This window comes from Aquabacter sp. DMC10 (assembly GCF_056314145.1).
The window spans coordinates 341,505-364,153 of the sequence record NZ_JBQUYX010000002.1 but is presented as its reverse complement, the minus strand read 5'-3'; the positions used below and the strand labels follow the sequence as shown (position 1 = coordinate 364,153).

Annotated in this window: 21 protein-coding genes, 1 tRNA gene and 1 pseudogene; 14 read left to right on the top strand and 9 right to left on the bottom strand. The window is 67.3% G+C overall.

The annotated features are described in order from the left end of the window. Nucleotides 1-86 precede the first annotated feature (86 nt). From uvrB to ACT54L_RS06435, 7 genes are all read left to right on the top strand, one after another. A complete protein-coding gene (gene uvrB, locus ACT54L_RS06465; RefSeq protein ID WP_476084724.1) occupies nt 87-2,714 on the top strand; it encodes an excinuclease ABC subunit UvrB in 2,628 nt (875 codons plus the stop codon). Nucleotides 2,715-2,953: 239 nt separating this feature from the next. After that, nucleotides 2,954-3,838 carry a DUF3313 domain-containing protein gene (locus tag ACT54L_RS06460; protein ID WP_476084723.1) on the top strand — a complete coding sequence of 295 codons (885 nt, stop codon included), beginning with the start codon at nt 2,954-2,956 and terminating at the stop codon, nt 3,836-3,838. Between the two features lie 138 nt (nt 3,839-3,976). Continuing rightward, nucleotides 3,977-4,495, top strand: coding sequence for a DUF2478 domain-containing protein (locus ACT54L_RS06455; RefSeq protein ID WP_476084722.1), 519 nt, complete (start codon nt 3,977-3,979; stop codon nt 4,493-4,495). Between the two features lie 89 nt (nt 4,496-4,584). Beyond that, the gene (locus ACT54L_RS06450) at nt 4,585-5,307 is read left to right on the top strand and encodes a hypothetical protein (RefSeq protein WP_476084721.1); all 723 of its coding nucleotides are present in this window, start codon (nt 4,585-4,587) and stop codon (nt 5,305-5,307) included. A 91-nt stretch (nt 5,308-5,398) separates the two neighbouring features. After that, nucleotides 5,399-5,653, top strand: coding sequence for a hypothetical protein (locus ACT54L_RS06445; RefSeq protein WP_476084720.1), 255 nt, complete (start codon nt 5,399-5,401; stop codon nt 5,651-5,653). A 395-nt stretch (nt 5,654-6,048) separates the two neighbouring features. Then, nucleotides 6,049-6,309, top strand: coding sequence for a hypothetical protein (locus tag ACT54L_RS06440; protein WP_476084719.1), 261 nt, complete (start codon nt 6,049-6,051; stop codon nt 6,307-6,309). Nucleotides 6,310-6,539: 230 nt separating this feature from the next. Beyond that, on the top strand, nt 6,540-7,232 hold the full coding sequence (locus ACT54L_RS06435) for a class I SAM-dependent methyltransferase (RefSeq protein ID WP_476084718.1): 693 nt from the start codon (nt 6,540-6,542) through the stop codon (nt 7,230-7,232). A 3-nt stretch (nt 7,233-7,235) separates the two neighbouring features. Here ACT54L_RS06435 and ACT54L_RS06430 read toward each other — a convergent pair whose 3' ends face one another. After that, nucleotides 7,236-7,670 carry a GtrA family protein gene (locus ACT54L_RS06430; RefSeq protein ID WP_476084717.1) on the bottom strand — a complete coding sequence of 145 codons (435 nt, stop codon included), beginning with the start codon at nt 7,668-7,670 and terminating at the stop codon, nt 7,236-7,238. Nucleotides 7,671-7,866: 196 nt separating this feature from the next. Between ACT54L_RS06430 and carB the strand changes: the two genes are divergently transcribed. Both carB and greA read left to right on the top strand, forming a co-directional pair. Continuing rightward, complete coding sequence (carB, locus tag ACT54L_RS06425) at nt 7,867-11,223, top strand: carbamoyl-phosphate synthase large subunit (protein WP_476084716.1); 3,357 nt, start codon at nt 7,867-7,869, stop codon at nt 11,221-11,223. A gap of 373 nt (nt 11,224-11,596) precedes the next feature. Next, nucleotides 11,597-12,070 (top strand): transcription elongation factor GreA, encoded by a 474-nt coding sequence (greA, locus tag ACT54L_RS06420; RefSeq protein ID WP_476084715.1) that lies wholly within the window; start codon nt 11,597-11,599, stop codon nt 12,068-12,070. 49 nt (nt 12,071-12,119) lie between these two features. Here greA and ACT54L_RS06415 read toward each other — a convergent pair whose 3' ends face one another. Next, complete coding sequence (locus ACT54L_RS06415; protein WP_476084714.1) at nt 12,120-12,614, bottom strand: Lrp/AsnC family transcriptional regulator; 495 nt, start codon at nt 12,612-12,614, stop codon at nt 12,120-12,122. A 230-nt stretch (nt 12,615-12,844) separates the two neighbouring features. On the opposite strand from ACT54L_RS06415, the gene trxB reads away from it, so the two are divergent. The 4 genes from trxB to ACT54L_RS06395 all read left to right on the top strand — a co-directional run bounded on the left by trxB (nt 12,845) and on the right by ACT54L_RS06395 (nt 16,249). Next, nucleotides 12,845-13,804 carry a thioredoxin-disulfide reductase gene (gene trxB, locus ACT54L_RS06410; protein WP_476084713.1) on the top strand — a complete coding sequence of 320 codons (960 nt, stop codon included), beginning with the start codon at nt 12,845-12,847 and terminating at the stop codon, nt 13,802-13,804. A 113-nt stretch (nt 13,805-13,917) separates the two neighbouring features. Then, nucleotides 13,918-14,808 (top strand): LysR family transcriptional regulator, encoded by an 891-nt coding sequence (locus ACT54L_RS06405; RefSeq protein WP_209104617.1) that lies wholly within the window; start codon nt 13,918-13,920, stop codon nt 14,806-14,808. 419 nt (nt 14,809-15,227) lie between these two features. Beyond that, entirely contained in the window at nt 15,228-15,521 is a 294-nt protein-coding gene (locus tag ACT54L_RS06400; protein ID WP_476084712.1) for a hypothetical protein, read from the top strand. Nucleotides 15,522-15,577: 56 nt separating this feature from the next. Then, on the top strand, nt 15,578-16,249 hold the full coding sequence (locus tag ACT54L_RS06395) for a M15 family metallopeptidase (protein ID WP_476084711.1): 672 nt from the start codon (nt 15,578-15,580) through the stop codon (nt 16,247-16,249). A gap of 40 nt (nt 16,250-16,289) precedes the next feature. On the opposite strand, the gene ACT54L_RS06390 is transcribed toward ACT54L_RS06395, so the two are convergent. From ACT54L_RS06390 to ACT54L_RS06380, 3 genes are all read right to left on the bottom strand, one after another. Further along, a complete protein-coding gene (locus tag ACT54L_RS06390; RefSeq protein ID WP_476084710.1) occupies nt 16,290-16,694 on the bottom strand; it encodes a hypothetical protein in 405 nt (134 codons plus the stop codon). Then, nucleotides 16,681-17,145 (bottom strand): hypothetical protein, encoded by a 465-nt coding sequence (locus ACT54L_RS06385; RefSeq protein WP_476084709.1) that lies wholly within the window; start codon nt 17,143-17,145, stop codon nt 16,681-16,683. Before ACT54L_RS06385 ends, ACT54L_RS06390 begins: the two co-directional genes overlap by 14 nt. 60 nt (nt 17,146-17,205) lie before the next feature. Then, a tRNA-Sec gene (locus tag ACT54L_RS06380) sits at nt 17,206-17,301 on the bottom strand. An 18-nt stretch (nt 17,302-17,319) separates the two neighbouring features. On the opposite strand from ACT54L_RS06380, the gene ACT54L_RS06375 reads away from it, so the two are divergent. Further along, nucleotides 17,320-17,562, top strand: coding sequence for a hypothetical protein (locus ACT54L_RS06375; protein WP_476084708.1), 243 nt, complete (start codon nt 17,320-17,322; stop codon nt 17,560-17,562). Here the strand turns inward: ACT54L_RS06375 and selB are convergent. The 4 genes and pseudogenes from selB to fdhE form a co-directional block, all read right to left on the bottom strand. Beyond that, nucleotides 17,485-19,302 (bottom strand): annotated as a pseudogene (gene selB, locus ACT54L_RS06370) (selenocysteine-specific translation elongation factor); the annotation flags it as partial. The gene ACT54L_RS06375 and the pseudogene selB overlap by 78 nt on opposite strands. Beyond that, nucleotides 19,299-20,135 (bottom strand): tetratricopeptide repeat protein, encoded by an 837-nt coding sequence (locus tag ACT54L_RS06365; RefSeq protein ID WP_476084707.1) that lies wholly within the window; start codon nt 20,133-20,135, stop codon nt 19,299-19,301. The pseudogene selB and the gene ACT54L_RS06365, both read right to left, overlap by 4 nt. Beyond that, nucleotides 20,122-21,549, bottom strand: a complete 1,428-nt coding sequence (selA, locus tag ACT54L_RS06360; RefSeq protein WP_476084706.1) for an L-seryl-tRNA(Sec) selenium transferase — start codon at nt 21,547-21,549, stop codon at nt 20,122-20,124. Before selA ends, ACT54L_RS06365 begins: the two co-directional genes overlap by 14 nt. Before the next feature lie 7 nt (nt 21,550-21,556). Beyond that, nucleotides 21,557-22,489, bottom strand: coding sequence for a formate dehydrogenase accessory protein FdhE (fdhE, locus tag ACT54L_RS06355; RefSeq protein ID WP_476084705.1), 933 nt, complete (start codon nt 22,487-22,489; stop codon nt 21,557-21,559). Nucleotides 22,490-22,649 lie beyond the last annotated feature (160 nt).

Here is a 22,649-nt window from a genome sequence, read left to right as displayed (position 1 = left end):
GGCCTGGGAGGGCCTCTTCGTTTTTTGCCAGGCCGATGCCTTCCCTGGCCCTTCCCTCGTTCCCGTTTCGCCCCCATATTGGCGCCATGGCCAAAGCATCCCGTCCCGGCAAGCTCGGCGAGCGTTCCCAACGCCATTTCGAGCCAGCGCCCGCCCAGACCCTCGACCCTGCGCTTGCCGCCTCCCTGGGGTTGGCCCCAGGGGATTTGTCCGGCGACTTCGAGTCGGCGGGAGCGTCAGCCACCGTCGCGGCCTTGAGCCAGCTCATCGAGAAGGGGCGGCCGGAGGTAAACGGCCAGACCTGGGTGCCCCACCGTCCTCCGCGCCCGGAAAAGAGCGAGGGCGGCGTCCGCTTCGTCATGAAGTCGGACTTCACCCCCTCCGGCGACCAGCCGCATGCCATTGCGGAACTCTCGCAGGGTGCTCGCAATGGGGATCGCGACCAGGTGCTGCTGGGTGTCACCGGCTCGGGCAAGACCTTCACTATGGCCAAGGTAATCGAGACCTTGCAGCGCCCCGCCATTGTGCTCGCGCCCAACAAGACGCTGGCGGCGCAGCTTTATGGCGAGTTCAAGAGTTTCTTTCCCGACAATGCGGTGGAGTATTTCGTTTCCTATTACGATTACTACCAGCCGGAAGCTTACGTGCCCCGCACGGACACTTATATCGAGAAGGAATCCTCCATCAACGAGCAGATCGACCGCATGCGCCATGCGGCGACCCGCGCCTTGCTGGAGCGGGACGATGTCATCATCGTCGCCTCGGTGTCCTGCATCTATGGTATCGGCTCGGTGGAAACCTATTCCTCCATGACCTTCAAGCTGGAGGTGGGGGAGCGCATCGACCAGCGCCAATTGATCGCGGACCTGGTGGCGTTGCAATACAAGCGCATCCAGTCCGATTTCGCCCGCGGCACCTTCCGGGTGCGCGGCGACAATATCGAGATCTTCCCCGCCCACTATGAGGATCGTGCGTGGCGCGTCTCACTGTTCGGCGACGAGGTGGAGAGCATTGCCGAGTTCGACCCGCTCACTGGCCACAAGAGCGGGGACATGAAGTCGATCAAGGTCTACGCCTCGTCCCACTATGTGACGCCGCGCCCGACCCTGATCCAAGCCATTTCCGGCATCAAGAACGAGCTGCGCATGCGGCTCGACGAGCTCAATCGCATGGGGCGGCTGCTGGAGGCGCAGCGGCTGGAGCAGCGCACCCGTTATGACCTGGAAATGATGGAAGCCACCGGCGCCTGCGCCGGCATCGAGAATTATTCCCGCTGGCTCACCGGCCGGAAGCCGGGCGAGCCGCCGCCCACTTTGTTCGAGTATGTGCCGGACAATGCACTCGTCTTCATCGACGAAAGCCATGTGACCGTGCCGCAGATCGGCGCCATGTATCGCGGCGACTTTCGCCGCAAGGCGACGCTGGCGGAATATGGCTTCCGCCTGCCCTCCTGCATGGACAACCGGCCGCTGCGGTTCGAGGAATGGGAGGCCATGAGACCCCAGACGGTCCACGTCTCGGCCACGCCGGGGGGCTGGGAAATGGACCAGACCGGCGGCGTCTTCGTGGAGCAGGTGATCCGCCCCACCGGCCTCATCGATCCCCCCGTGGACATCCGCCCCGCCCGCACCCAGGTGGACGACCTCTTGGGCGAAGTGCGCGCGGTGGCCGCCAAGGGCTATCGCACCCTCGTCACCGTGCTCACCAAGCGCATGGCCGAGGACCTCACCGAATATCTCCACGAGAACGGCATCCGCGTGCGCTACATGCATTCGGACATTGACACCATCGAGCGCATCGAGATCATCCGCGACCTCAGGCTGGGCGCCTTCGATGTCCTCATCGGCATCAACCTGCTGCGCGAGGGCCTCGACATTCCCGAGTGCGGGCTGGTGGCGATCCTCGACGCCGACAAGGAAGGCTTCCTGCGCTCGGAAACCTCCCTCATCCAGACCATCGGCCGCGCGGCGCGAAACGTGGATGGGCGCGTCATCCTCTATGCCGACCACGAGACCGGCTCCATGCAGCGCGCCATGGCCGAGACCCAACGCCGCCGCGAAAAGCAGATGGCCTATAACGAAGAACACGGCATCACGCCCGAGAGCGTGAAGAAGGCCATCGGCGACATCCTCAATTCCGTTTATGAGCGCGATCATGTCCAGGTGGACGCGGGCTTCTCCGAGGAGGGGGCGGCCTTTGGCCATAACCTCAAGGCGGTGATGGCGGACCTGGAAAAGCGCATGCGCGCAGCGGCGGCCGATCTCGACTTCGAGCAGGCGGCGCGCCTGCGCGACGAGATCAAGCGCCTCCAGGCCACCGAGCTGGCAGTGGCCGACGACCCCATGGCGCGGCAGGAGGCGGTGGACGACCGCACCGGCGGCTATCGCGGCGCGCGCAAGTACGGCAATGCCGCCAACGAGCCACCCAAGGCGGCCGGCAAGCCGGCGGGGAGGGGCCGCGGCAAGTCCGGCGCGCCAAAGTCCGGCGCGGAGGAGGGGCAGGCGCGCTATACGCCGGCCGGAGGGCCGCGCGAAATGGGCGAGATGCCCCTTTACGCCCCCGCGCCATCCTCCCGTGTCGCCAAGCCGTCGCTGGACGACATGGGCCCGGGGACGGATCGGGCGGAACCGCTCAAGGCGTCTGACTTCCGGCCCGGCCCCCGGCCGGATCCCGGCACGAAGGGGTACCGGAAGGGCGGGCGGCGAAAGAACTGAAGGCCAGCCTTTAAGCTGGGCCGGTCCTTCCTCGTCTGGCGTCCCGAGCGGGGTGGCAGCATTAAAACGCCCGATGGCCCCCGGCGGAGGGAGATGGGCATTTCACCGCGATCTTTCCTCGTCTCGGGTGCTTGAGATCGGGTCGTACTTCCGCCCCAATCCGTAAGGCCTATGGCATTGCTCGCGCTTGGGGTCGGCTTGCGCGCGTTCTGGCTGATGATGATGCATAGGACGGTTGCATGCCGGCGCCCCTGACGGTTCGCGGAGCCTTGCGCTTCGCCATTGCCCCCCTTTTGGTTGCCGGTTGTGCCACGGCACCGCTGGACGAGGCCGGGACCCTCTCTTCGTATTCCGGCCTGTCCCAGGCCGATGGCATCCTCGCCAAGTCCAAGCTGCGTGTGGACAAGGAGGGGGTCCTCGCGGCCAAGACCGTCCGGCTGGTGCCCACGGTTTTTGCGCCGACGGTGAAGCCGGAGGGCATTTCGGATGAACAGCGCAAGCTGGTGGCCAATGCGGTGGATCGCTCTCTGTGCGCCGGCCTCAGCGAGCGCCTGAAGGTGGTGTCCGGCTCCGAACCGGCGGACCTCACGGTTCATGCTGTGGTCACCAACATGACGGCCACCGATCCCAATGCGGTCGCTGCGACCAAGGCGGCATCAGTGGCGAAGTCGATTCTGCTGCCCGGAGTTCCTGTTCCCACGCCCCGTCTGCCCATCGGCCTCGGCAGCCTCTCCATCGAGGCAGAGGCTCTGACATCGCGCGGGACACAGGAGGCGGCGATGGTGTGGGGCCAGGGCGCCAATGCCCTGTCCGGGGCGGCGCGCATCTCCCAGGTGGGCGACGCCTATGACCTCGCCGCAACCTTCGGAGATGATTTCAGCAAGCTGGTGGTCACCGGCGAGAGCCCGTTCCAAAAGATCTCGGGCCCTCCCTCCGCGGAGCGCGTTCAGGCCTGGGCGGGGGGCGCTCCCAAATATGCGGCATGTGAGGCATTCGGGCGCGAGCAGGGTGTGGGTGGGCTTTTCAGCAGTGCCGTGGGCCTGCCGCCGGAATGGACCGACAAGAGGGCTGGCACGGCGGCGGGGGCTAACCCTGGTCCGGCAACAGCCGAGGCGCTGCCGTAGGCGGGACAATAGGGGGGCAGAGGGTTTCCCGCTGCCCCTGCATCCATGTCTCACCTCTGCGCCGATGTCAGGCCAAGCCAACGCTGGTATAGATGTGGCCAGGAAGACCTCGGCGGCGGGGTGACGGAGGGGCCGGCCATGACGAGCCAAGCGCGCATTCTCGCCCTCCAGGGAGCCGACCGCGTGGGCGTTCGCCGGGCCCTGGACGAAGCGGTGCAGCGCTTTCGTGCCCGTGGGCTTCTTGTATTGGGGGCGGTGGAGACCTTGCCGAACCCCAATGACCCGGAGGATGTGCATCTCCTGGATCTGGCGAGTGATGCCCAATACCCCCTCAACCAGAAGCTCGGGCCAGGCGCCGCCGGATGCAGCCTCGATCCCGAGGGGCTGGCCGCCGCCTGCGCGGCCGTGGAGGCGTCCATCGCCCGTCTTGACGGGGGCGCGGTGAGAGCCTTGGTGGTCCTCAGCAAGTTCGGGCGGCAAGAGGCCGAGGGGCGCGGCCTGACCGACGCCTTCCATGCGGCTGTCCTGGCGGATCTGCCCATCCTCACCTCGGTGTCCCCCACCGTTGCCGCCGCCTGGGCGGCGTTCTCTGGCCCGCTGGCCCGGTTCGGGGGAATGGCGCCCGAGGAGATCGATGCCTGGTTCGACGGCATCTGAACCGCACTTCGTCGGTCCATGAGGTCAAGTGTCTGGCCCGCCTTGCTCTGTTCGGCTAAGACTGACGGGGAGCCGGAGGGAGAGAAGGCATGTCCATTCACGCTTGGCAGGTTGGCGGGGCAGGGAGGCATCTGGCTTTGGCCGCGAGCCTGGCCGGTCTTCTGGCGGGTTGCACATCCACCCCGGGTCCGAGCTGGGGCACCGCCACGGTCGTGGAAACCGACCCGTGGGGCGCCTATGAGACGGTGGTGAATGTCCCCGCTCCCACCGCCGGCCCTCGGGTCTTCCAATGCTCGGGGCCTTGGGCGCCCACCACCACCGAAGTCAATCTGATCGCCGACTTCGGGGCCCAGTCCATCAGCCGCGCCGATGTGCAGCAGCCCGGCGGCGGCATGGCCCCCGGCTCGGTGCTGCTTGCCAACGATCCCAAGCTGCGGGTGGACGTCGCCTGGGCGGACGCCATCGGCTACAACATTCCCACGCGCGTCGCCTTCACGGACGAGACCGCCTGGAGCGTGGCGGGCATCTCCATCGGGACGTCCCTTGCCGACGTTCAGAAGGCCAATGGGCGTCCGTTCCGCTTGGTGGGCTTCGGCGGCGACAATGGCGGCGTCGTGGCAGACTGGCAGGGCGGACGCTTGGCCAGCATTCCCGGGCCATGCCGCGTGGGCGTGCAGTTCGCCATTTCCGCCACCGCCTCCGATTCCGCTCAGGCCAAGGCGTCGGGGCCGAGGGTTTATGCATCCACCGACCCGGCCATCCGTGCCCTCAACCCCACTGTGGGGCAGTTCTGGATCAACTATAAGTGGTGAAGGCTGAGCCTTAAATTACTGTAAGGTTGGAAAATCGCTGCAAAGCCGCCACAATTGGGCGCGTGAAGTGTGGCCTCACTGGAGGTACAGCATGGCTAAGGGTTTTTCTCGTGGCGCGGTTCTCGGGTTTGCTGTCGGCATGGGCCTCGCCCTTGCGGGTGGCGTTGCCGTGACGGCGGCGGTCGCCAACCAGCCTGACATGGAAGCCGCTCTCGAGCAGCTCCGTGGCGCGCGCGGCAATCTGGAGCGTGCGACCCCCGATAAGGGCGGCCATCGTGACGCCGCGATCGGCCTCGTGGATCAGGCCATCGCCCAGGTGCGGGAAGGCATTGCCTTCGCCCGCTGACACCAGGTCGGTGGTCTGAGGGGGCAGCATCTTGCAAGTGAGAGCCGGCATGGGGATCCCCTCTGTCCGGCTCTTTTTTTGCCTGTGACCCGTCCGTTCCTGCACCCGGGGAATCGCTCCGGGAGCTTACCTGTGACGATGCGCTTGGGGCGGCGTGGTACCTGCCGTTGGCGTTTGGGTACCGTCGCCAGTCGCTAAAAATCCGCCGCCGAAAGCTTTCCCTGCAACGTCTATCGTTCCGTCGCTCGCGCGGTCGCAGCCATCATTTCAATTGTGGTGAGCCGGAACCAAGTGCAAATATGAAGTGTGGCGTGTTAAATTACTGTAAGGTCCAAATTTCGCTGCAAGTTTGCCACAATTGGGCTTAGGGTTCGTGGCCTCACTGGAGGGAAGCCATGGCCAAAGTATTTTCTCGCGCGACGGTGGTCGCCTTCGCCCTCGGCATGGGCGTCGCCTTGACCGGCGGTGCGGTCGTCACCACGGCGGTCGCCTATCAGGGTGACATGGAAGCCGCTCTCGAACAGCTCCGCGGAGCCCGGGCCAGCCTTGAGCGGGCGATCCCCAACAAGGGCGGGCACCGCGATGCCGCCATCGGCCTTGTGGATCAGGCCATAGTCCAGGTGAAGGAAGGCATCGCCTACGCGGCCGCCCGCTGAGGTGAAGCCCATGCCGCCAGGCGTGGCGTGCTATTGGTATGGAGAGAGCCGGAAGGGCACGCCCCTTTCGGCTTTCGTCGTTTATGGTCGGCAGCTTTTGAGCCAGGCCACGCGCGTGGGGCGGGAGGAGGCCGCCGGTGGGGAAGCCCCCCGGCGCTCTGGACAGCCCATTCCATTCCATCGCATCACTGTTTGCCTGAACCGCGCGCGGGGGCCGGACGAGGAACGCAATGGACTGGATCTCATTCTGGGACGGCAGCCACGCCATTTATACGAGCGAGCGGCACAAGCAGGTCCATTACGCCCGCATCGCCGCCGACATTGCCCGCTTCGTGCCTCACGCCCGGGCGCGCGTCCTGGATTATGGCTGCGGTGAAGCGCTTGGCGCGGCGGACCTTGCCCCGTCCTGCGGCAGCCTGACCTTGAGCGATGCGGCCCCTGGCGTCCGCCAGGGCCTGAAGGCGCGCTTTGCCGGCAATGCGCGCATCGAGGTGCTCTCTCCCGAGGAAGTGGCGGCCCTGCCGGAGGGCAGCTTCGACCTCATCGTCGCCAATTCCCTGCTGCAATATCTCTCCGCGCAGGTGCGTGACGAGCTGATGGCCGTCTGGCGGCGGCTGTTGGCGGCGGACGGAGCGCTGCTCATCGCCGATGTCATCCCGCCCCATGTCAGCGCCGTGCGGGACGCGGCGGCCCTGCTGCGCTTCGGGGCGGCGGAGGGCTTTCTCGGTTCGGCCGTGCTGGGGCTGGTGCGCACCGTCTTCTCGCCCTATCGCAAGCTGCGGGCGGATCTCGGCCTTTCCCAATATAGCGAACCGCAGATGCTCGATGTCCTGGCCAAGGCGGGTTTCGCCGCGCGGCGGGTGAAGCCCAATGTGGGGCACAATCAGGAGCGCATGGCCTTCATCGCCACACGCAAGGCGTGAGTCTCACCGGGCGGGGCCGCGCGCGCTCTTGTCGGCGAAGGCCCACAGGCGGTAACCGGAGAAGGTCCAGCACAGCACCAGGCCGCTCGTGAGCGCCTGGGCCAGCAGGTAGAAGATGCCGAGCCGGTGCGTGAACAGGTCCATGAACACTCCGTTCAGCACGAAGGCGACCCCGGCCACCGCGAAATAGCGGGGCAGGGCGCCCGCATGGGAGCGGCTCGACTGGAAGGTGAAGGTGCTGTTCAGGGTGTAGGTCACCAGCGTGCCCACCACGAATCCCACCATGGAGGCGGCCACGGGCCCGAGAATCTCCCATTCCACCAGCCCGCCCAGCACCAGGAAGTGCGCCACGAAGGCGGTGGCGCCCACGGCGACGAAGATGGCGAACTGGGTGATGAGGTGGCGATTCTCCAAAAGGAGGCGCTTCAACAGGGACATGAGGCCGGAGGCTCCGCACAACGGGACCGATGGTCTTCCGTCGCGTTGAATTATGGTCTAAGGAAGCCAGATAGCGCGCCGGGCGAAGAGAATTCAACGCTGCGACGCCACCTCTACCGTCGAACGGCGGAAAATCAATCCACAGGGGCGCGTGACCCGCGGCCCTTTTTTTGCGCCCGTCGAGCGCCAGCGAGACATGCCGAAACGCACTGACCTCGAAACCATCCTCATCATCGGCGCCGGCCCCATCGTGATCGGGCAGGCCTGTGAGTTCGATTATTCCGGAACCCAGGCGTGCAAGGCGCTGAAGGAGGAGGGTTACCGGGTGGTCCTGGTGAACTCGAATCCGGCCACCATCATGACCGATCCGGACATGGCGGATGCGACCTATATTGAGCCCATTACCTCCGAGATCGTCGCCAAGATCATCGAGAAGGAGCGCGGTGACCGCTCCAAGGGGTTTGCCCTGCTTCCCACCATGGGTGGCCAGACGGCGCTGAATTGCGCCCTGTCGCTCAAGAAGGACGGCGTGCTCGATCGCTTCGATGTGGAGATGATCGGCGCCACCGCGGAAGCCATCGACAAGGCCGAGGATCGCGAGCTGTTCCGCGAGGCCATGACCAAGATCGGCCTCCTGACGCCCAAGTCCCGCCAGATCAAGAATCTCGCCCAGGCGCTGGAAGCGCTGGACGAAGTGGGCCTGCCGGCCATCATCCGTCCGTCCTTCACCATGGGCGGCACGGGAGGCGGCATTGCCTACAACAAGGCCGAGTTCATCGAGATCGTGGAGCGGGGCATCGATGCCTCCCCCACCAATGAGGTCCTGATCGAGGAAAGCGTCCTCGGCTGGAAGGAGTATGAGATGGAAGTGGTCCGCGACAAGGCGGACAACTGCATCATCATCTGCTCCATCGAGAATCTCGATCCGATGGGCGTCCACACCGGCGATTCGATCACGGTCGCGCCGGCGCTGACGCTCACCGACAAGGAATACCAGATCATGCGCGACGCATCGCTTGCGGTGCTGCGCGAGATCGGCGTGGAGACCGGCGGCTCCAACGTGCAGTTCGCGATCAATCCCGAGGACGGTCGGATGATCGTGATCGAGATGAACCCGCGCGTGTCGCGTTCTTCCGCGCTGGCCTCCAAGGCCACCGGCTTCCCCATCGCCAAGGTCGCCGCGCGCCTTGCGGTCGGCTACACGCTGGACGAGATCGAGAACGACATCACCGGCGGCGCCACCCCGGCCTCGTTCGAGCCGACCATCGACTATGTGGTCACCAAGATCCCGCGCTTTGCCTTCGAGAAGTTCCCGGGCGCCGAGCCGACCCTGACCACGTCCATGAAGTCCGTGGGCGAGGCCATGGCCATCGGCCGGACCTTCCAGGAAAGCCTCCAGAAGGCGCTGCGCTCGCTGGAGACCGGGCTCACCGGCCTCGACGAGATCGAGATTGGCGGCCTGGGCGCCGGCGACGACAAGAACGCCATCCGCGCCGCCCTGGGCACCCCCACGCCGGACCGCCTGCTCTATGTGGCGCAGGCCATGCGCCATGGCATGAGCGACGAGCAGATCCACGCGGCCTGCAAGATCGATCCCTGGTTCCTGGCCCAGATCCGCGGCATCGTCGATGCCGAGGACAAGGTGCGCAAGTTCGGCCTGCCCAAGACCGCCGGTCTGCTGCGCGGCCTGAAGAGCCAGGGTTTCTCGGATGCTCGGCTTGCCGCCCTGGCCGGCCTCACCCAGGCGGAAGTTCGCGCCCATCGCCACGCGCTCAACGTGCGCCCGGTCTATAAGCGCATCGACACCTGCGCGGCCGAGTTCGCCTCGCCCACCGCCTATATGTATTCCACCTATGAGGCGCCCTTCGGCGGTGCCTTGGCGGACGAGTCCCAGCCATCCAGCGCCAAGAAGGTCGTGATTCTCGGCGGCGGTCCGAACCGGATCGGCCAGGGCATCGAGTTCGACTATTGCTGCTGCCATGCGGCCTTCGCCCTCAAGGATGCGGGCTATGAAGCCATCATGGTCAATTGCAATCCGGAGACGGTCTCTACCGACTATGACACGTCGGACCGGCTCTATTTCGAGCCGCTGACCGCCGAGGACGTCCTTGAGCTGATCGATCGCGAGCGCACCGCCGGCACGCTGCATGGCGTGATCGTGCAGTTCGGCGGCCAGACGCCGCTGAAGCTGGCGCGGGCCCTTGAGGCCGCAAACGTGCCGATTCTCGGCACCTCGCCGGACGCCATCGACCTCGCCGAGGACCGCGACCGCTTCAAGACGCTCCTGGAGGAGCTGAAGCTGCGCCAGCCGGCCAACGGTATCGCCTATTCGGTGCAGCAGGCCCGCGACGCCTCTGCCGCCCTCGGCTTCCCGCTGGTGGTGCGCCCGTCCTACGTGCTGGGCGGCCGGGCCATGCAGATCCTGCGCGAGGAGCACCAGCTCGGCGACTATCTCATGGACACCTTGCCGGGCCTCGTGCCGCACGAGATCCGTGCGCGGTTCCCCAACGACAAGACCGGCCAGATCGACGCGGTGCTGGGTGAGAACCCGCTCCTCTTCGACCGCTATCTGTCGGACGCCATCGAAGTGGATGTGGACGCCCTGTGCGATGGCAAGGACGTCTTCATCGCCGGCATCATGGAGCACATTGAGGAGGCGGGCATCCATTCGGGCGACAGCGCCTGCTCGCTGCCCCCGCACTCGCTCTCCCGCGACACCATCGACCGCCTGGGCGAGGAAACCCGCGCGCTGGCGCTGGCGCTCGGCGTGGTCGGCCTCATGAACGTGCAGTACGCGCTGAAGGACGACGAGATTTACGTGCTCGAAGTCAATCCGCGCGCCTCGCGTACGGTGCCCTTCGTCGCCAAGGTGATCGGCACGCCGATCGCGAAGATCGCGGCCCGTGTCATGGCCGGCGAGCGCCTGTCTGGCTTCAACCTGGAGCGGGCCAGTGTCAGCCATATCGCGGTGAAGGAGGCGGTCTTCCCCTTCGCCCGCTTCCCGGGCGTCGACACCGTGCTCGGACCGGAGATGCGCTCCACCGGCGAGGTGATGGGCCTCGACACCGATTATGGAGTCGCCTTCGCCAAGAGCCAACTGGGCGGGGGAACCAAGGTTCCGAAGTCTGGAACGGTGTTCGTCTCCGTCAAGGAGAGCGACAAGGCGCGCATCCTGCCGTCCGTCAAGCTCCTGATCGAGCTCGGCTTCAAGGTGATTGCCACCTCCGGCACCCAGCGCTTCCTGGCGGAGAACGGGGTCGAGGCGGGCAAGATCAACAAGGTGCTGGAAGGCCGTCCGCACATTGTGGACGCCATCAAGAATGGTGATGTGCAACTGGTGTTCAACACCACCGAGGGGTCGCAGGCGCTGTCCGACAGCCGTTCGCTCCGCCGCGCGGCCCTCTTGCACAAAGTGCCGTATTACACCACGCTGTCAGGCGCCATCGCGGCTACGCAGGGCATCAAGGCCTATGTGGGCGGCGACATGAAGGTTCGCGCCTTGCAGAGCTATTTTGATGGCAGCCAGGCGCCGGGCGTAAGCCGGGCGAGTTGACGCCCGGGGGGCGGCCAAGGGAACATGCGTTTCCGGCCGGCGTTCGTTTCGCTCGGGTGGAGACTCCCCCGGGCGAAATGCGCGCGGGTGTCATGTCTTTATGAAGGTTGCCGGCTACATGCTGAACGGCGCTGTCCGTTTGGCACAAGGTCGGCGCAGGGCGGCCGCAGAACGTGGCCGGTAGCATGGGACGATCGAGCGGTGTCGCGCCGCCCGTCACCTGCCGCCGAAAGGTGGCGGATCTGGCGGGAGGTGCGGGACCGCTTTGTTCCGTTTGAAATGCGGTCGGCGATCTGGGCGCTGTGCGCCCCGCCGCCATCATTCAACGCCGCCCCGCGTGGGCGGCGGTGTGAGGAGGTCTCGAGCAGGACCCATGGAGAAGATTCCCATGACGGGGCACGGCTACGTCGCCCTGGAGAACGAATTGCGGCATCGCCAGCAGGTGGAGCGTCCGCGTATCATCAACGCCATCTCCGAGGCGCGGGCGCACGGCGACCTGTCCGAGAACGCGGAATATCATGCGGCGAAAGAGCAGCAATCCCTGAACGAGGGACGCATCGCCGACCTGGAAGACAAGCTTTCACGCGCCGAGGTGATCGACGTCAGCAAGCTGTCCGGTGATACCGTGAAGTTCGGTGCCACCGTGACCTTGGTGGATGAAGACACCGAGGAGGAGAAGGTCTGGCAGATCGTCGGCGATAGCGAGGCCGATGCCAAGGCGGGCCGCATCTCCATTTCCTCGCCCGTGGCGCGCGCCCTCATCGGCAAGAGCAAGGGCGCCAGTGTCGAGGTGGTCACGCCCAAGGGGCCGCGCTCGTTCGAGATCGTTTCGGTCCGCTGGATCTGAACCGGGTCCATTTGAGAGCCGCCGGCGGGTCGCACCCGCCGGCAGGACCTTAGCGGGCGGGCGTCGCCTTGGCCGTCTCTGGCACCAGGGGCACGATGGGCGCGTTCTTGGATTGCCCCAGCGACAGCGCCGTCTTGACGTTGCGCACATTGGGCGCGGCGGTGATTTCCAGGACGAAGTTCTGGAAGGTGCGCAGGTCGGGCGCCACGCACAGCATCAGGAAATCCACATCCCCTGAGAGCATCCAGGCGCTGCGCACCAGCGGCCAGGCATCGATGCGCGCCTGAAAGGCGGTCAGATCGGCTTCCGCCTGGCTGATCAGGTGGACCATGGCGAACGACATGAGGTCGTAGCCCAGCCGCTTCTCGTCCAGCAGCGCGCGATAGCCCTGGATGATGCCTTCTTCTTCAAGCGCACGCACACGGCGCAGACACGGTGGCGCGGAGATGCCCACCCGGCGCGACAGTTCCACATTCGTCATCCGGCCGTCCAGCTGGAGCTCGGACAGGATCTTCCAGTCCACGGCGTCGAGATGAATGGTCAAGGTGGGTTCCTCCCGCGGAAAGCGTCGGCACCTTAGTGCAGGCTTGTGGCAGTGCAACGAAATAATATTTCGTGATCGCCCCCGCGCCCTTGCGTGAACCTCTTGCCTTGTGATGGTGCGTGTCAGCCCCTACATTGATGCATGGCTCGCTGCCGGTCTGGCGCGGCGGCGTCGGACATTCCGACGCACGGGATCCGCCCCGGCGCGATGCTTGGCGTTTCGAGGTTTTCATGCCTGCCCAACATGTAAAGGTCGTCATCATCGGCTCAGGACCGGCCGGCTATACGGCTGCCATCTATGCGGCGCGAGCGATGCTCGAGCCGGTTCTGATCGAGGGCATCCAGCCCGGTGGCCAGCTCACCATCACCACAGATGTGGAAAACTTTCCCGGTTTCGCGGATGTGATCCAGGGTCCCTGGCTCATGGACCAGATGCGCGCCCAGGCGGAGCATGTGGGCACGCGCATCGTCTCCGATCATGTGAATGCCCTGGACCTGACCCAGCGTCCGTTCCGCCTGACCACCGATTCGGGCCAGGTCTATGTGGCCGAGACGGTGATCCTGTGCACCGGCGCCCAGGCGCGCTGGCTCGGCCTGCCCTCGGAGGAGACCTTCCGGGGCGGTGGGGTTTCGGCCTGCGCCACGTGCGACGGCTTCTTCTACCGCGGCAAGCATGTGGTGGTGGTGGGCGGCGGCAATACCGCCGTGGAAGAGGCGCTCTTCCTCACCAATTTTGCCGCCCGCGTGACCCTGGTGCATCGCCGCGACAAGCTGCGGTCCGAGCGCATCCTGCAGGATCGGCTGTTCGCCAATCCCAAGGTGAATGTGGTCTGGCACGCCGAGGTGGATGAGATCCTGGGCGACGACGAGCCGGCCCGCGTGCGGGGCGTGCGGCTGCGGGACGTGCGGACCGGGGCGCTCAGCGAGCTGCCCACGGACGGCGTCTTCGTGGCCATAGGACATGCGCCGGCCACGGCTCTGGTGGACGGTCAGGTGAAGCTCAAGCCCAACGGCTATGTGTGGACCGCGCCCGATTCCACCGCCACCTCGGTGCCTGGCCTGTTCGCGGCCGGCGACGTGGCGGACGACGTGTTCCGGCAGGCGGTCACCGCGGCCGGGCGCGGCTGCATGGCGGCACTGGAGGCCGAGCGCTTCCTCGCCGCGCACGAGGTGCAGGCCGCCGCCGAATGAGTGTGGGTCCGCGCCGCGGCTTAGCGGCGGCGCAGGGCTGATTTCCGTATTCGATAAGACAGATCCGGGCGCCGCACATTGGTGGGCTGTCCCGGGCCAGGGGGCACGCCAGGATGGATTGGGACAAGCTTAAGGTTTTCCATGTCGCGGCCGAGGCGGGCTCCTTCACCCATGCGGGTGAGACGCTGGGGCTCTCCCAATCGGCAGTGAGCCGGCAGGTGTCCGCCTTGGAGCAGGAACTGAAGGTTCCACTCTTTCACCGCCATGCCCGCGGCCTCATTCTCACCGAGCAGGGCGAACTGCTCTATCGCACGGCGCACGAGGTCTTCCTCAAGCTCGAGTCGGCGCGCGCCCAGCTCACCGACAGCCGGGAAAAGCCCAATGGCGAGCTCAGGGTAACCACCACGGTGGGCCTCGGCACCCATTGGCTCACCGCGCGGGTGGGCGAATTCGTGGAGCTTTATCCCGACATTCGCATCCAGCTCATCCTGACCGACGAGGAGCTGGATCTGGCCATGCGCGAGGCGGATGTGGCCATTCGCATGCGCCAGCCGGTGCAGCCGGACCTGGTGCAGCGCAAGCTGTTCACGGTGCATTTCCATGCCTATGCCTCGGCTGACTATATCAAGCGCCATGGCCATCCTCGGGGCGTGGACGAGCTGGACAAACATCGCATCCTGCTGCTGGGTGGCCCGATCCCGAGCTATTTCCAGGGCCTGAACTGGCTGGAGCATGCCGGGCGCGACGGCGGGGCGCCGCGCGTGCCGGCGTTCGAGGTGAATTCCGTGCTGGGCCTGCGCCGGGCGGTGGAGCGCGGCGTCGGCATCGGTACGCTGCCGGACTACCTCACTGACGATGCCTCCTCCCTGGTGCAGCTATTCACCGATCGGGAGACGCCCAAGTTGGAGGCATATTTCACTTATGCTCAGGAAATGCGCTCGGTGGCCCGTATCCAGGTCTTCCGAGACTTCCTCATTTCCAAGGCGCAGCGCTGGAATTACTGATTTGTGTCAGGGGCGGGCGGTGTGGCCCTTTTGCCCTGCAAAAAGCTAAGCGTCAGGCTCATGCCTGACATGCGGTCATTCCGCATTGCATTATGCCTAAGGTGAGGGCATTGTGTTGATGCGCTGCTTGCACCTTGTGCGGTGCAGCAGCTGTTCCCCTCTGGAAGGTTCGCCGCTCTGCGGCGATACTTGCCGGGCCTCGCAAGAGGTCCGGCACTTTTCTTTTTGGCGCCCGGTGCGCCCAAGCGCTTCTCCTGCAAATGGGTAAGATTTTCGGCGCCGATCCTAGCGGTCCGAAAGAAGAGTGCTGCCGCAACACTTGCTGCGGGAACCCGCGGCACGGTCCGGCGTTGGTGGAGACCCGGTCCTTGGGGGCGTTTCGTACCCAAGGGCCCACCCATAAGCCTGGAGGGACCGCCATGATCCCCGTCGCGCACCTTCGCTCCTTCGCCGCCACGCCGGGCACCGACCCCATCCGCCCGCCCGAAGTGCCGATCCCGCCGCCCGCACCCTTGGAAGATCCGCCACTGCCGCCGGAGCCCAATACGCCCGGCCTTCCACCTCTGCCCGAGGGCGATCCCTCGCGCGAGCCCCGGCGCGAGCCTTTTCCCAATCCCCATCCGCTGCACGATCCCCAGCCGCGCCCCGACGATCCGTTGCGCGGCGTCCATCTGCGCGCCTTCCAATCGGACCTGCGGATCGGCCGGGGCTGATTGCGCGCGGTCGCCCTTGCCCCCTAGGCTGGGACAATCCAGCCGGAGGCATGAGCATGAGGGGCGAGAACAGTGGGACCGCGGCGAGCCAAGCCCTTGCGCCCGCACTCGTTTTGGAAACGCCTCCGGCCGATTTCCGCGACCTGGGCGAAGTGCTGGCCAAAGCCCGATTCGATGTGCGCTACCATGGCACCAACAATTTTGTTGGCACCCGCGTGGATGGCTATGAGGCGGCCCGCTGCTTTCTCACCCGCCCTGCCTGCGAGGCGCTGGCCGATGTGGCGCGGGCGGTGGAGCGTGAGGGGCTCTCGCTCCTCATCTATGATTGCTATCGGCCGGCGCGGGCAGTGGCCCATTTCGCCCGCTGGGCGGCGGATACGGCGGACCTGAGGACGCGGGCGGAATATTACCCGGAGCTTGAAAAGACAGAGCTTTTTTCCCTGGGCTATATCGCAGCCCGGTCGGGCCATTCCCGCGGATCGACCTTGGACCTCACCCTGGCAGACCTCAGCGGCACGCCGCTGGACATGGGCACCCCCTTTGACCTGTTCTCCACCAGATCATGGCCGGGTTCCAGCGATGTCACCCCGGAACAGAAGGCGAATCGCGATTTCCTCGCCGACATCATGGGGCGGCACGGGTTTGATCCCTTCCATATGGAATGGTGGCACTTCACCTTGCGCGGCGAGCCCTTCCCGGACACCTATTTCGACTTCCCCATCCGCTGACCATGCGTCTAAAAAACCCTTTCGCGACAAACACTTGAGGTCAATGGATCGGCGCTTCCTCCACCTTTAGCCGGCGGCCCCACAGGTCGAACAGCTGGCCCTCGTTCAGCACGAGCCGGTCTTCCCGCACCCGGGCCTCCAGCGCGCGCAGCTGGCTGCGGGCTTCGGGGTTGGGGAGGGGCCCATTTACGGGGATGAAGGCGGCGCCGTCCCAGGGGTGGCCGGAGCCGGCCAGAAGGGCGGCCATCTGGGGCCAGGTGACGTCGTCGCCGAGCACGTTGAGGAAGGTGGAGGCGAGCGGAGTGATCTCCGGCTCGGAAATTTTCACCAGCAGGATCAAGGCGGTAAAGGAGCCTTTCGCGGCGAAGGTGGCCTGCAGCCAGTCCTCGAAATCGCTGTCGCTCGCCCGCTTGCGGCGGCTGGAACGGCCCTTAGAAATCGACACGGGGCGTCTCCGGCATATAGTGCTCGAACAGGTCCCAGAAGCTGCTCTCGCGCGTTTCGGCGTACCAATTCTCAAACGCGGACAAAGCGTTAGCGGGATCGGCGACCAACTCGTCGCCCACTTCCTCCTCCGGCCGGGCGGCCGCGTGCAAGGCGCGGGCGAGAGGGGCGAAATGGGTGAGGACCTCGGCGCGGGCGGGGGTCTCCTGGTCCCAGCCGAAGCGGCTGCGGATGAGGGAAAGGGCTGCGATTTCAGCGGCTTCCGGGCTTTCCGCAGAGGCGGCCGAGGTGGCGACCAGCCGCAGGAAATTGGACCGGCGGTGGGCCTCGGCCCGGGCGCGGCCGAGGGCGGCGGCGCGGGCTTCCGCTTCCGCCCGGAAGGCGTTCTCGGCGGCTCCGGCCTCTTCGGCGCGGGCGGCAAGCTCGGCCAGGAAGTCTGTGGCGCGGGTCATTTCGGCCTTTCCGGTCAAGGACTTGTCTGGAGATCAGCGAGGCTTCGCGGGGGCAGGGGGTGGCGGAAGAGAGTGGGAGTCGAACCCACCAAGGACCGGCTCGCGGCCCCTCCCGGATTTGAAGTCCGGACGCCCCACCAGGGACGCTTCTCTTCCATCGGCACGGGCCGAAACATGTTCCGCCGCAATGGCTTGGGGCGAGGTATCCGGCGCGCCGGACAGGTCCTTCGCCGGCCCATCATCCACCGGCGCGCGGAAGAGGTCCAGCCGGTGGCGGTTGATTCGGCGCAGATCTCCACGGCGCAGGGTGACGCCGTGGCGGTCGAAGAATTCCAGGATCTGGATCGCCACCTTGCGGCCGTTTTCCACCTCATCGCGAAACTGGGCGGCGGTGAACTCGGTGTGATCTCGGCTTAGGCGGGCCAGAATGTCGACCATTTCCGCCGTTGTTCCGCGGAGGAAGAAATGGTCGTGCGCGATCTCGTCCACACGGCCCATCCGGCCGAGCAGACGCAGCATCCGCCGCATGTCCGCCTCGCCCTCCTCGAGCAGGGTGGCGAGGTCGCGGACGCGGGGCGGGCGGAAGCGCTCGGTGCCGCCGATGAGGGGGGCGACCGCCGCCCAGAGGGCTTCGTCCTTCGGGGTGAGGCGCACCTCGAAGCCGGCGCGGCGCACCCAGGCGCCGTCCAGGCTCACCAGATGGTCGGCCATGAGCCGGCGGAGCGCCGCGCCGAAGGCGGCGGCGGGCAGGCGGGGCTCGATCTGGAGGCGGAGCTTCTCCTGGCCAAGGCCCGGCAAATCGGGATGGGCGAGGTGGAAGGCGTCGAGGGCGGCCAGCGTCGCCTCACGGAGGGCGGTCCAGGTGGCGGGGGCCACCACCAGGCCGTCGGCGGTGAGGGGCACGAGGCCGAGGGTCGCGACGAGGGCATCGGCGGCGCCGGCGGCGAGCGCCCGGTCGCGGGTGAAGGCGGCAAGGTCCAGGAGATAAGGCGGGCGGGCAAGGAGGGCGCTGACCGCCGCGGAGGGGTCGGTTAGGGCATGGGCGGCGAGCTGGGTGAGGCGCTCGGGCGTGCGGCGCTTGCGGGCGGGACCGCGCAGATCCAGGAACCGCCCCCCGCCCAAGGTGCGCTGGGCCGAGGTGTCGCGGATCACGAAGCGGTCGCCCGCGGCGGCGGCGATGGGGCGCTCGGTGACCAATTGCACGAGGCCGCTGGCCCCGGGGGCGATGGGATCGCCCAGGAGCACCACGCGGGCGGCCACGTCCACGGAGGCGGTGTGGAGGCGCACGGGAAACCACTGGCCCACGGGCTTTGCCTCGCCGGGCAGCACTTTCAGCGTGGCGTCCAGATGGTCGGCAGGGGCGTGGAGGGTGGCATCAACAATCACGTCGCCGCGTGCGATGGCCTCCTTGGCGATGGCTTCGCCGGCAAGGTTGAGGCCGCAGCGGTCGCCGGCCCGGCCTTCCTGCGCCGGAGTGTCCTGGGCGCGGATGGAGCGCACGCGGGCTTCAAGGCCGGTCGGGCTCACCACCACTCGGTCGCCCAACTTCACCGTGCCGGAGAGCACCGTGCCGGTCACCACCGTGCCGGCGCCCGCCAAAGTGAAGGAGCGGTCCACGGCGAGGCGGAACCGCCCGTCGGCGGCGCGGTCCGGCGCGTGCCGGGCGGCTTCCACCAGATGGGCGCGCACCGCCTCCACCCCCGCGCCGGTCACCGCCGAGACGGGGAGAATGGGCGCGCCCTCCAGGCTGGTGCCGGCGAGCGCGCCTTCAATCTCGGCTGTGACGTGACCCAGCCGCTCCTCGTCCACCAGGTCAGACTTGGTGAGGGCGACAAGGCCCCGGTCGAGGCCGAGCAGGTCCAAAATGGCCAGATGCTCGCGAGTCTGCGGCATCAGGCCGTCATCGGCGGCCACCACCAGCAGCACGAAATCAATGCCGGTGGCGCCCGCCAGCATGGTGTGGACGAAGCGCTCATGGCCGGGCACGTCGATGAAGCCGAGCGTGCCCACCCCCTCCACCGGCAGATAGGCAAAGCCGAGGTCGATGGAGATGCCCCGGGCCTTCTCCTCCTTCAGGCGGTCGGTCTCGACGCCGGTGAGCGCGCGCACCAGCGCGCTCTTACCGTGGTCGATATGGCCGGCCGTCCCGATGATCATGCGCCGGCGGTCTCCACCTGCGGGACGGGGAGGGGCTGCTTGGCGCGGCGCACCGCCTCGGCGGCGCCCTCGGTGGTGAGCGCGCCGCGCACCGGCTCCAGGAAGGGGGCGGCGAGGCCGCTGCCGGCGGCTTCCGCCCGCAAGAGCCATTCGTAGGCGGCCACCGGATCGCGCGGCACGCCGGCCCCCAGATGATAGGCGGCGCCCAGCATGGCCTGCCCATCCGCATCGCCGCGCTCGGCGCCCATGCGCCACCAGCGGGCGGCTTCCACCGGGTCGCGGGTGGTGGCGAGCGCATTGTGGGCCATCATGCCCAGGCGGGTCATGGCGGTGGCGATGCCCTGCTCGGCGGCGGCCAGCGCCCAGCGGCGCGCCTCGCGCGGATCGGTGGGCATCACCTCGCCTTCCAGCAGCATCCAGCTCAGCATGTCCTGCGCCGGCCCATCGCCCTGCACGGCGGCGGAGCGATAAAGTTCCGCGGCGTGGGCATAGTCCTGCGGCACGCCCTCGCCCTTGAAATAGAGGGTGGCGAGGTTGCGCTGGCCCACGGGGTCGCCCGCCTGGGCGGAGGCGGCGAGCCAGCGGCGGGCCAGCTCCATGTCCTTCTCGATGCCATAGCCTTCCGAGAAGCAGGCACCGATATTGTTGGCGGCGCGGGCATTGCCCATGCGGGCGAGCTTTTCCCACAGGTCGAGCGCGGCGTCATAGTCGCCGGTGCGCGCGGCTTCCAGCGCGCGGGCCATGGCCGCGTCCTGGTCGGTGAGGTCGACCGGCTTGTCGTCCGGCTTGGTGTCGGCGGATTTGCGACCGAGGAGGCGATCAAGCCAGCCCATGGCGATCCTCCCAGGCGGCGAAGGTGGCAAGGAAGCCGGCCTCGTCCTCCAGGCACCGCAAATCGAGGAGGAGGGCGCCCTCCTCCATGCGGCCGATGACGGGCACCGGAAGGGCGCGCAGGCGGGTGGCGAGGGCGTCGAGCTTGCGGCCGGAGCCATCCGCCGGCGCCAGCGCGAGCGCGAGGCTGTCCAGGGTTTCCAGCGGCAGCGCGCCCGAGCCGATCTGGCTGCGGCAGGGCTTGATGGTGACGGTGAAGGCCGGCCCCAGCCGCTCGGCCAAAGCGGGCACGAGGCGCTCGGCCAAAGGCGCCATTTCGGCGGGGGTGCGGGCCAGAAGACGGAGCGTCGGCAGGCGCGCGGCCAGCCGGTCGGGGTCCTGATAGAGTTTCAGCGTCGCCTCCAGGGCGGCGAGGCGAATCTTGTCCACCCGCAGCGCCCGCTTCATGGGATTCTTGTTGATGCGCGCGATCAGATCGCGCCGGCCGACAATGAAGCCGGTCTGCGGCCCGCCCAGCAGCTTGTCGCCGGAGAAGGTGACGATGTCCGCTCCCTCCGCCACGCATTCGCGCACGGTGGGCTCGTGCAGCAAGCCGTGGTCGGCCAAATCAATGAGCGTGCCGGAACCGAGGTCATTGAACAGCGGCACGCCCGCTTTGTGGGCGATGGCGGAGAGTTCCCGGGCGGGGACTTCCTTGGTGAAGCCCTGGATGCGGTAGTTGGAGGTGTGCACCTTCACCACCAAGCCGGTTTCGGCGCCAAGCGCGCCCTCATAGTCGCGGGCATGGGTGCGGTTGGTGGTGCCCACTTCCACAAGGCGCGTGCCGGCGCGGGCCATGATGTCCGGCATGCGGAAGGCGCCGCCGATCTCGATCAGCTCGCCGCGGGAGACGATGCTGTCCTTGCCGTGCGCGAGGGTGTTCAGCACCAGCAGCACGGCGGCGGCATTGTTGTTGACGACGGTGGCATCCTCGGCGCCCGCGAGGTCGCACAACAGGCCGCGCACATGGTCGTCCCGCTCGCCGCGCTTGCCGCCATCGAGGGCGAATTCCAGCGTCACCGCGTGCCGCATGGCGCGGGTGGCGGCTTCCACCGCCTCCTCCGCCAGCAAGGCGCGGCCGAGATTGGTGTGCAGCACCGTGCCGGTGAGGTTGAAGACAGGCCGCAGGCTGGGTTGCGCCTGTGCGGCAAGCTGCGCCTCAATGGCCTTGGTGAGGGCGGCGAGGGCCTCGCCTTCGGGGAAGGGGAGGGTGCCGGCGCGCAGGGCCGCGCGGGCCGCGTCCAGGGCCGCGCGGGCGGCGGCCACCACGGGCGCGCGGCCATGGCGGTTGACCGCCTCGGGCGCGGCGGAGAGCAATTGGTCCACGGAGGGCAAGGCGCGCAAGGCGCCCGCGAGAGCGGGTTTCTGCTCGGTCATGGCCGCCTCAATAGCCGAGCAGGAACGGATTGAAAGCGCCGCGCCGATAGGGGCCGTTCTTCATCAACAAATCGAGGGCGAGGCTCGCCACATCATCCGCCAGGGGCTCCACCAACGGGTCCTTGGATTGGTAGAGCACCTTCACATAGCCATGGCAGCTATCGCACGTCTCGGCCTTGACGGCGCCGGACCCGCCCTCCACTTCCTGGAGGCCGATGCCCTTGGTGGAGCCGCACAGCACGCAGCGCACGCGCACATGGTTCCACCAGGTGCCGCAGAGCGAACAGGCGCAATAGCGGGCGCCGGCCAGTTGCGGCCAGTCCACCACCACGCTGGCGGCCGGCGGGCCGCCGCAGGTGGGGCACACGCCCTGACCCACGTCCACAAGGCCGGCCTCGTCGAGCCGCGCGGCGAGGCGGGCGAAATGCACCTGGAGGGCGGCGGCCACATAGACATGCTCGGCCAGCGCCTCCATGGGGATGGAATCGGCCAGCACATTGCGCACCAAAGCGTCGCGGCCAGCGGGGTCGGCCGCCTGCACGCGGGCGAGCGCGGCGGCGGCGGCGGCGGGCTTGTCGAGGCCTTCCAGCTTCGCCAGCAGGCGGTCCAGCGTCGCCTCGAAGGCGGGGTCCTGGGTGAAGCGGGTGCGGTCGAGGGGCGGCATGCCATAGGCGCGCGCGCGCTCCAGGGTTTCCGCGTCCGGCCCTTCGGGGGCGGGGAGGGGCGCGCTCTCATCGTGCTGGATGGCGTGCTGGGCGCTGGCGATGCCGGCCAGGAAGTTCAGATAGGCGGCGAGCGCGTTGTCTTCCGTCAAGGCCGCGAGGCGGCGGGCGCGGATCTCGAACAGCGAGAGGGGGGCGGGCAGCCGCGCGAAGGGTGGTTGCGGCACGCCGCCGATGACGGTCGGATCAGGCAGGACGGCGCTCGGAAAATCGGACATGGGGACCTCACGAACCTCACGGGTCACGTGGCTGGAAACGGGACGATCGCCAAGAGCGAACGGGCCATGCGCCACATTCGGTCCGTGGGCCGGCAATTCTATGACGCTTGGTCAGGGACTCTTGGTGAGTGCACGGACGAGGCGACGCGATGCCCCTCGT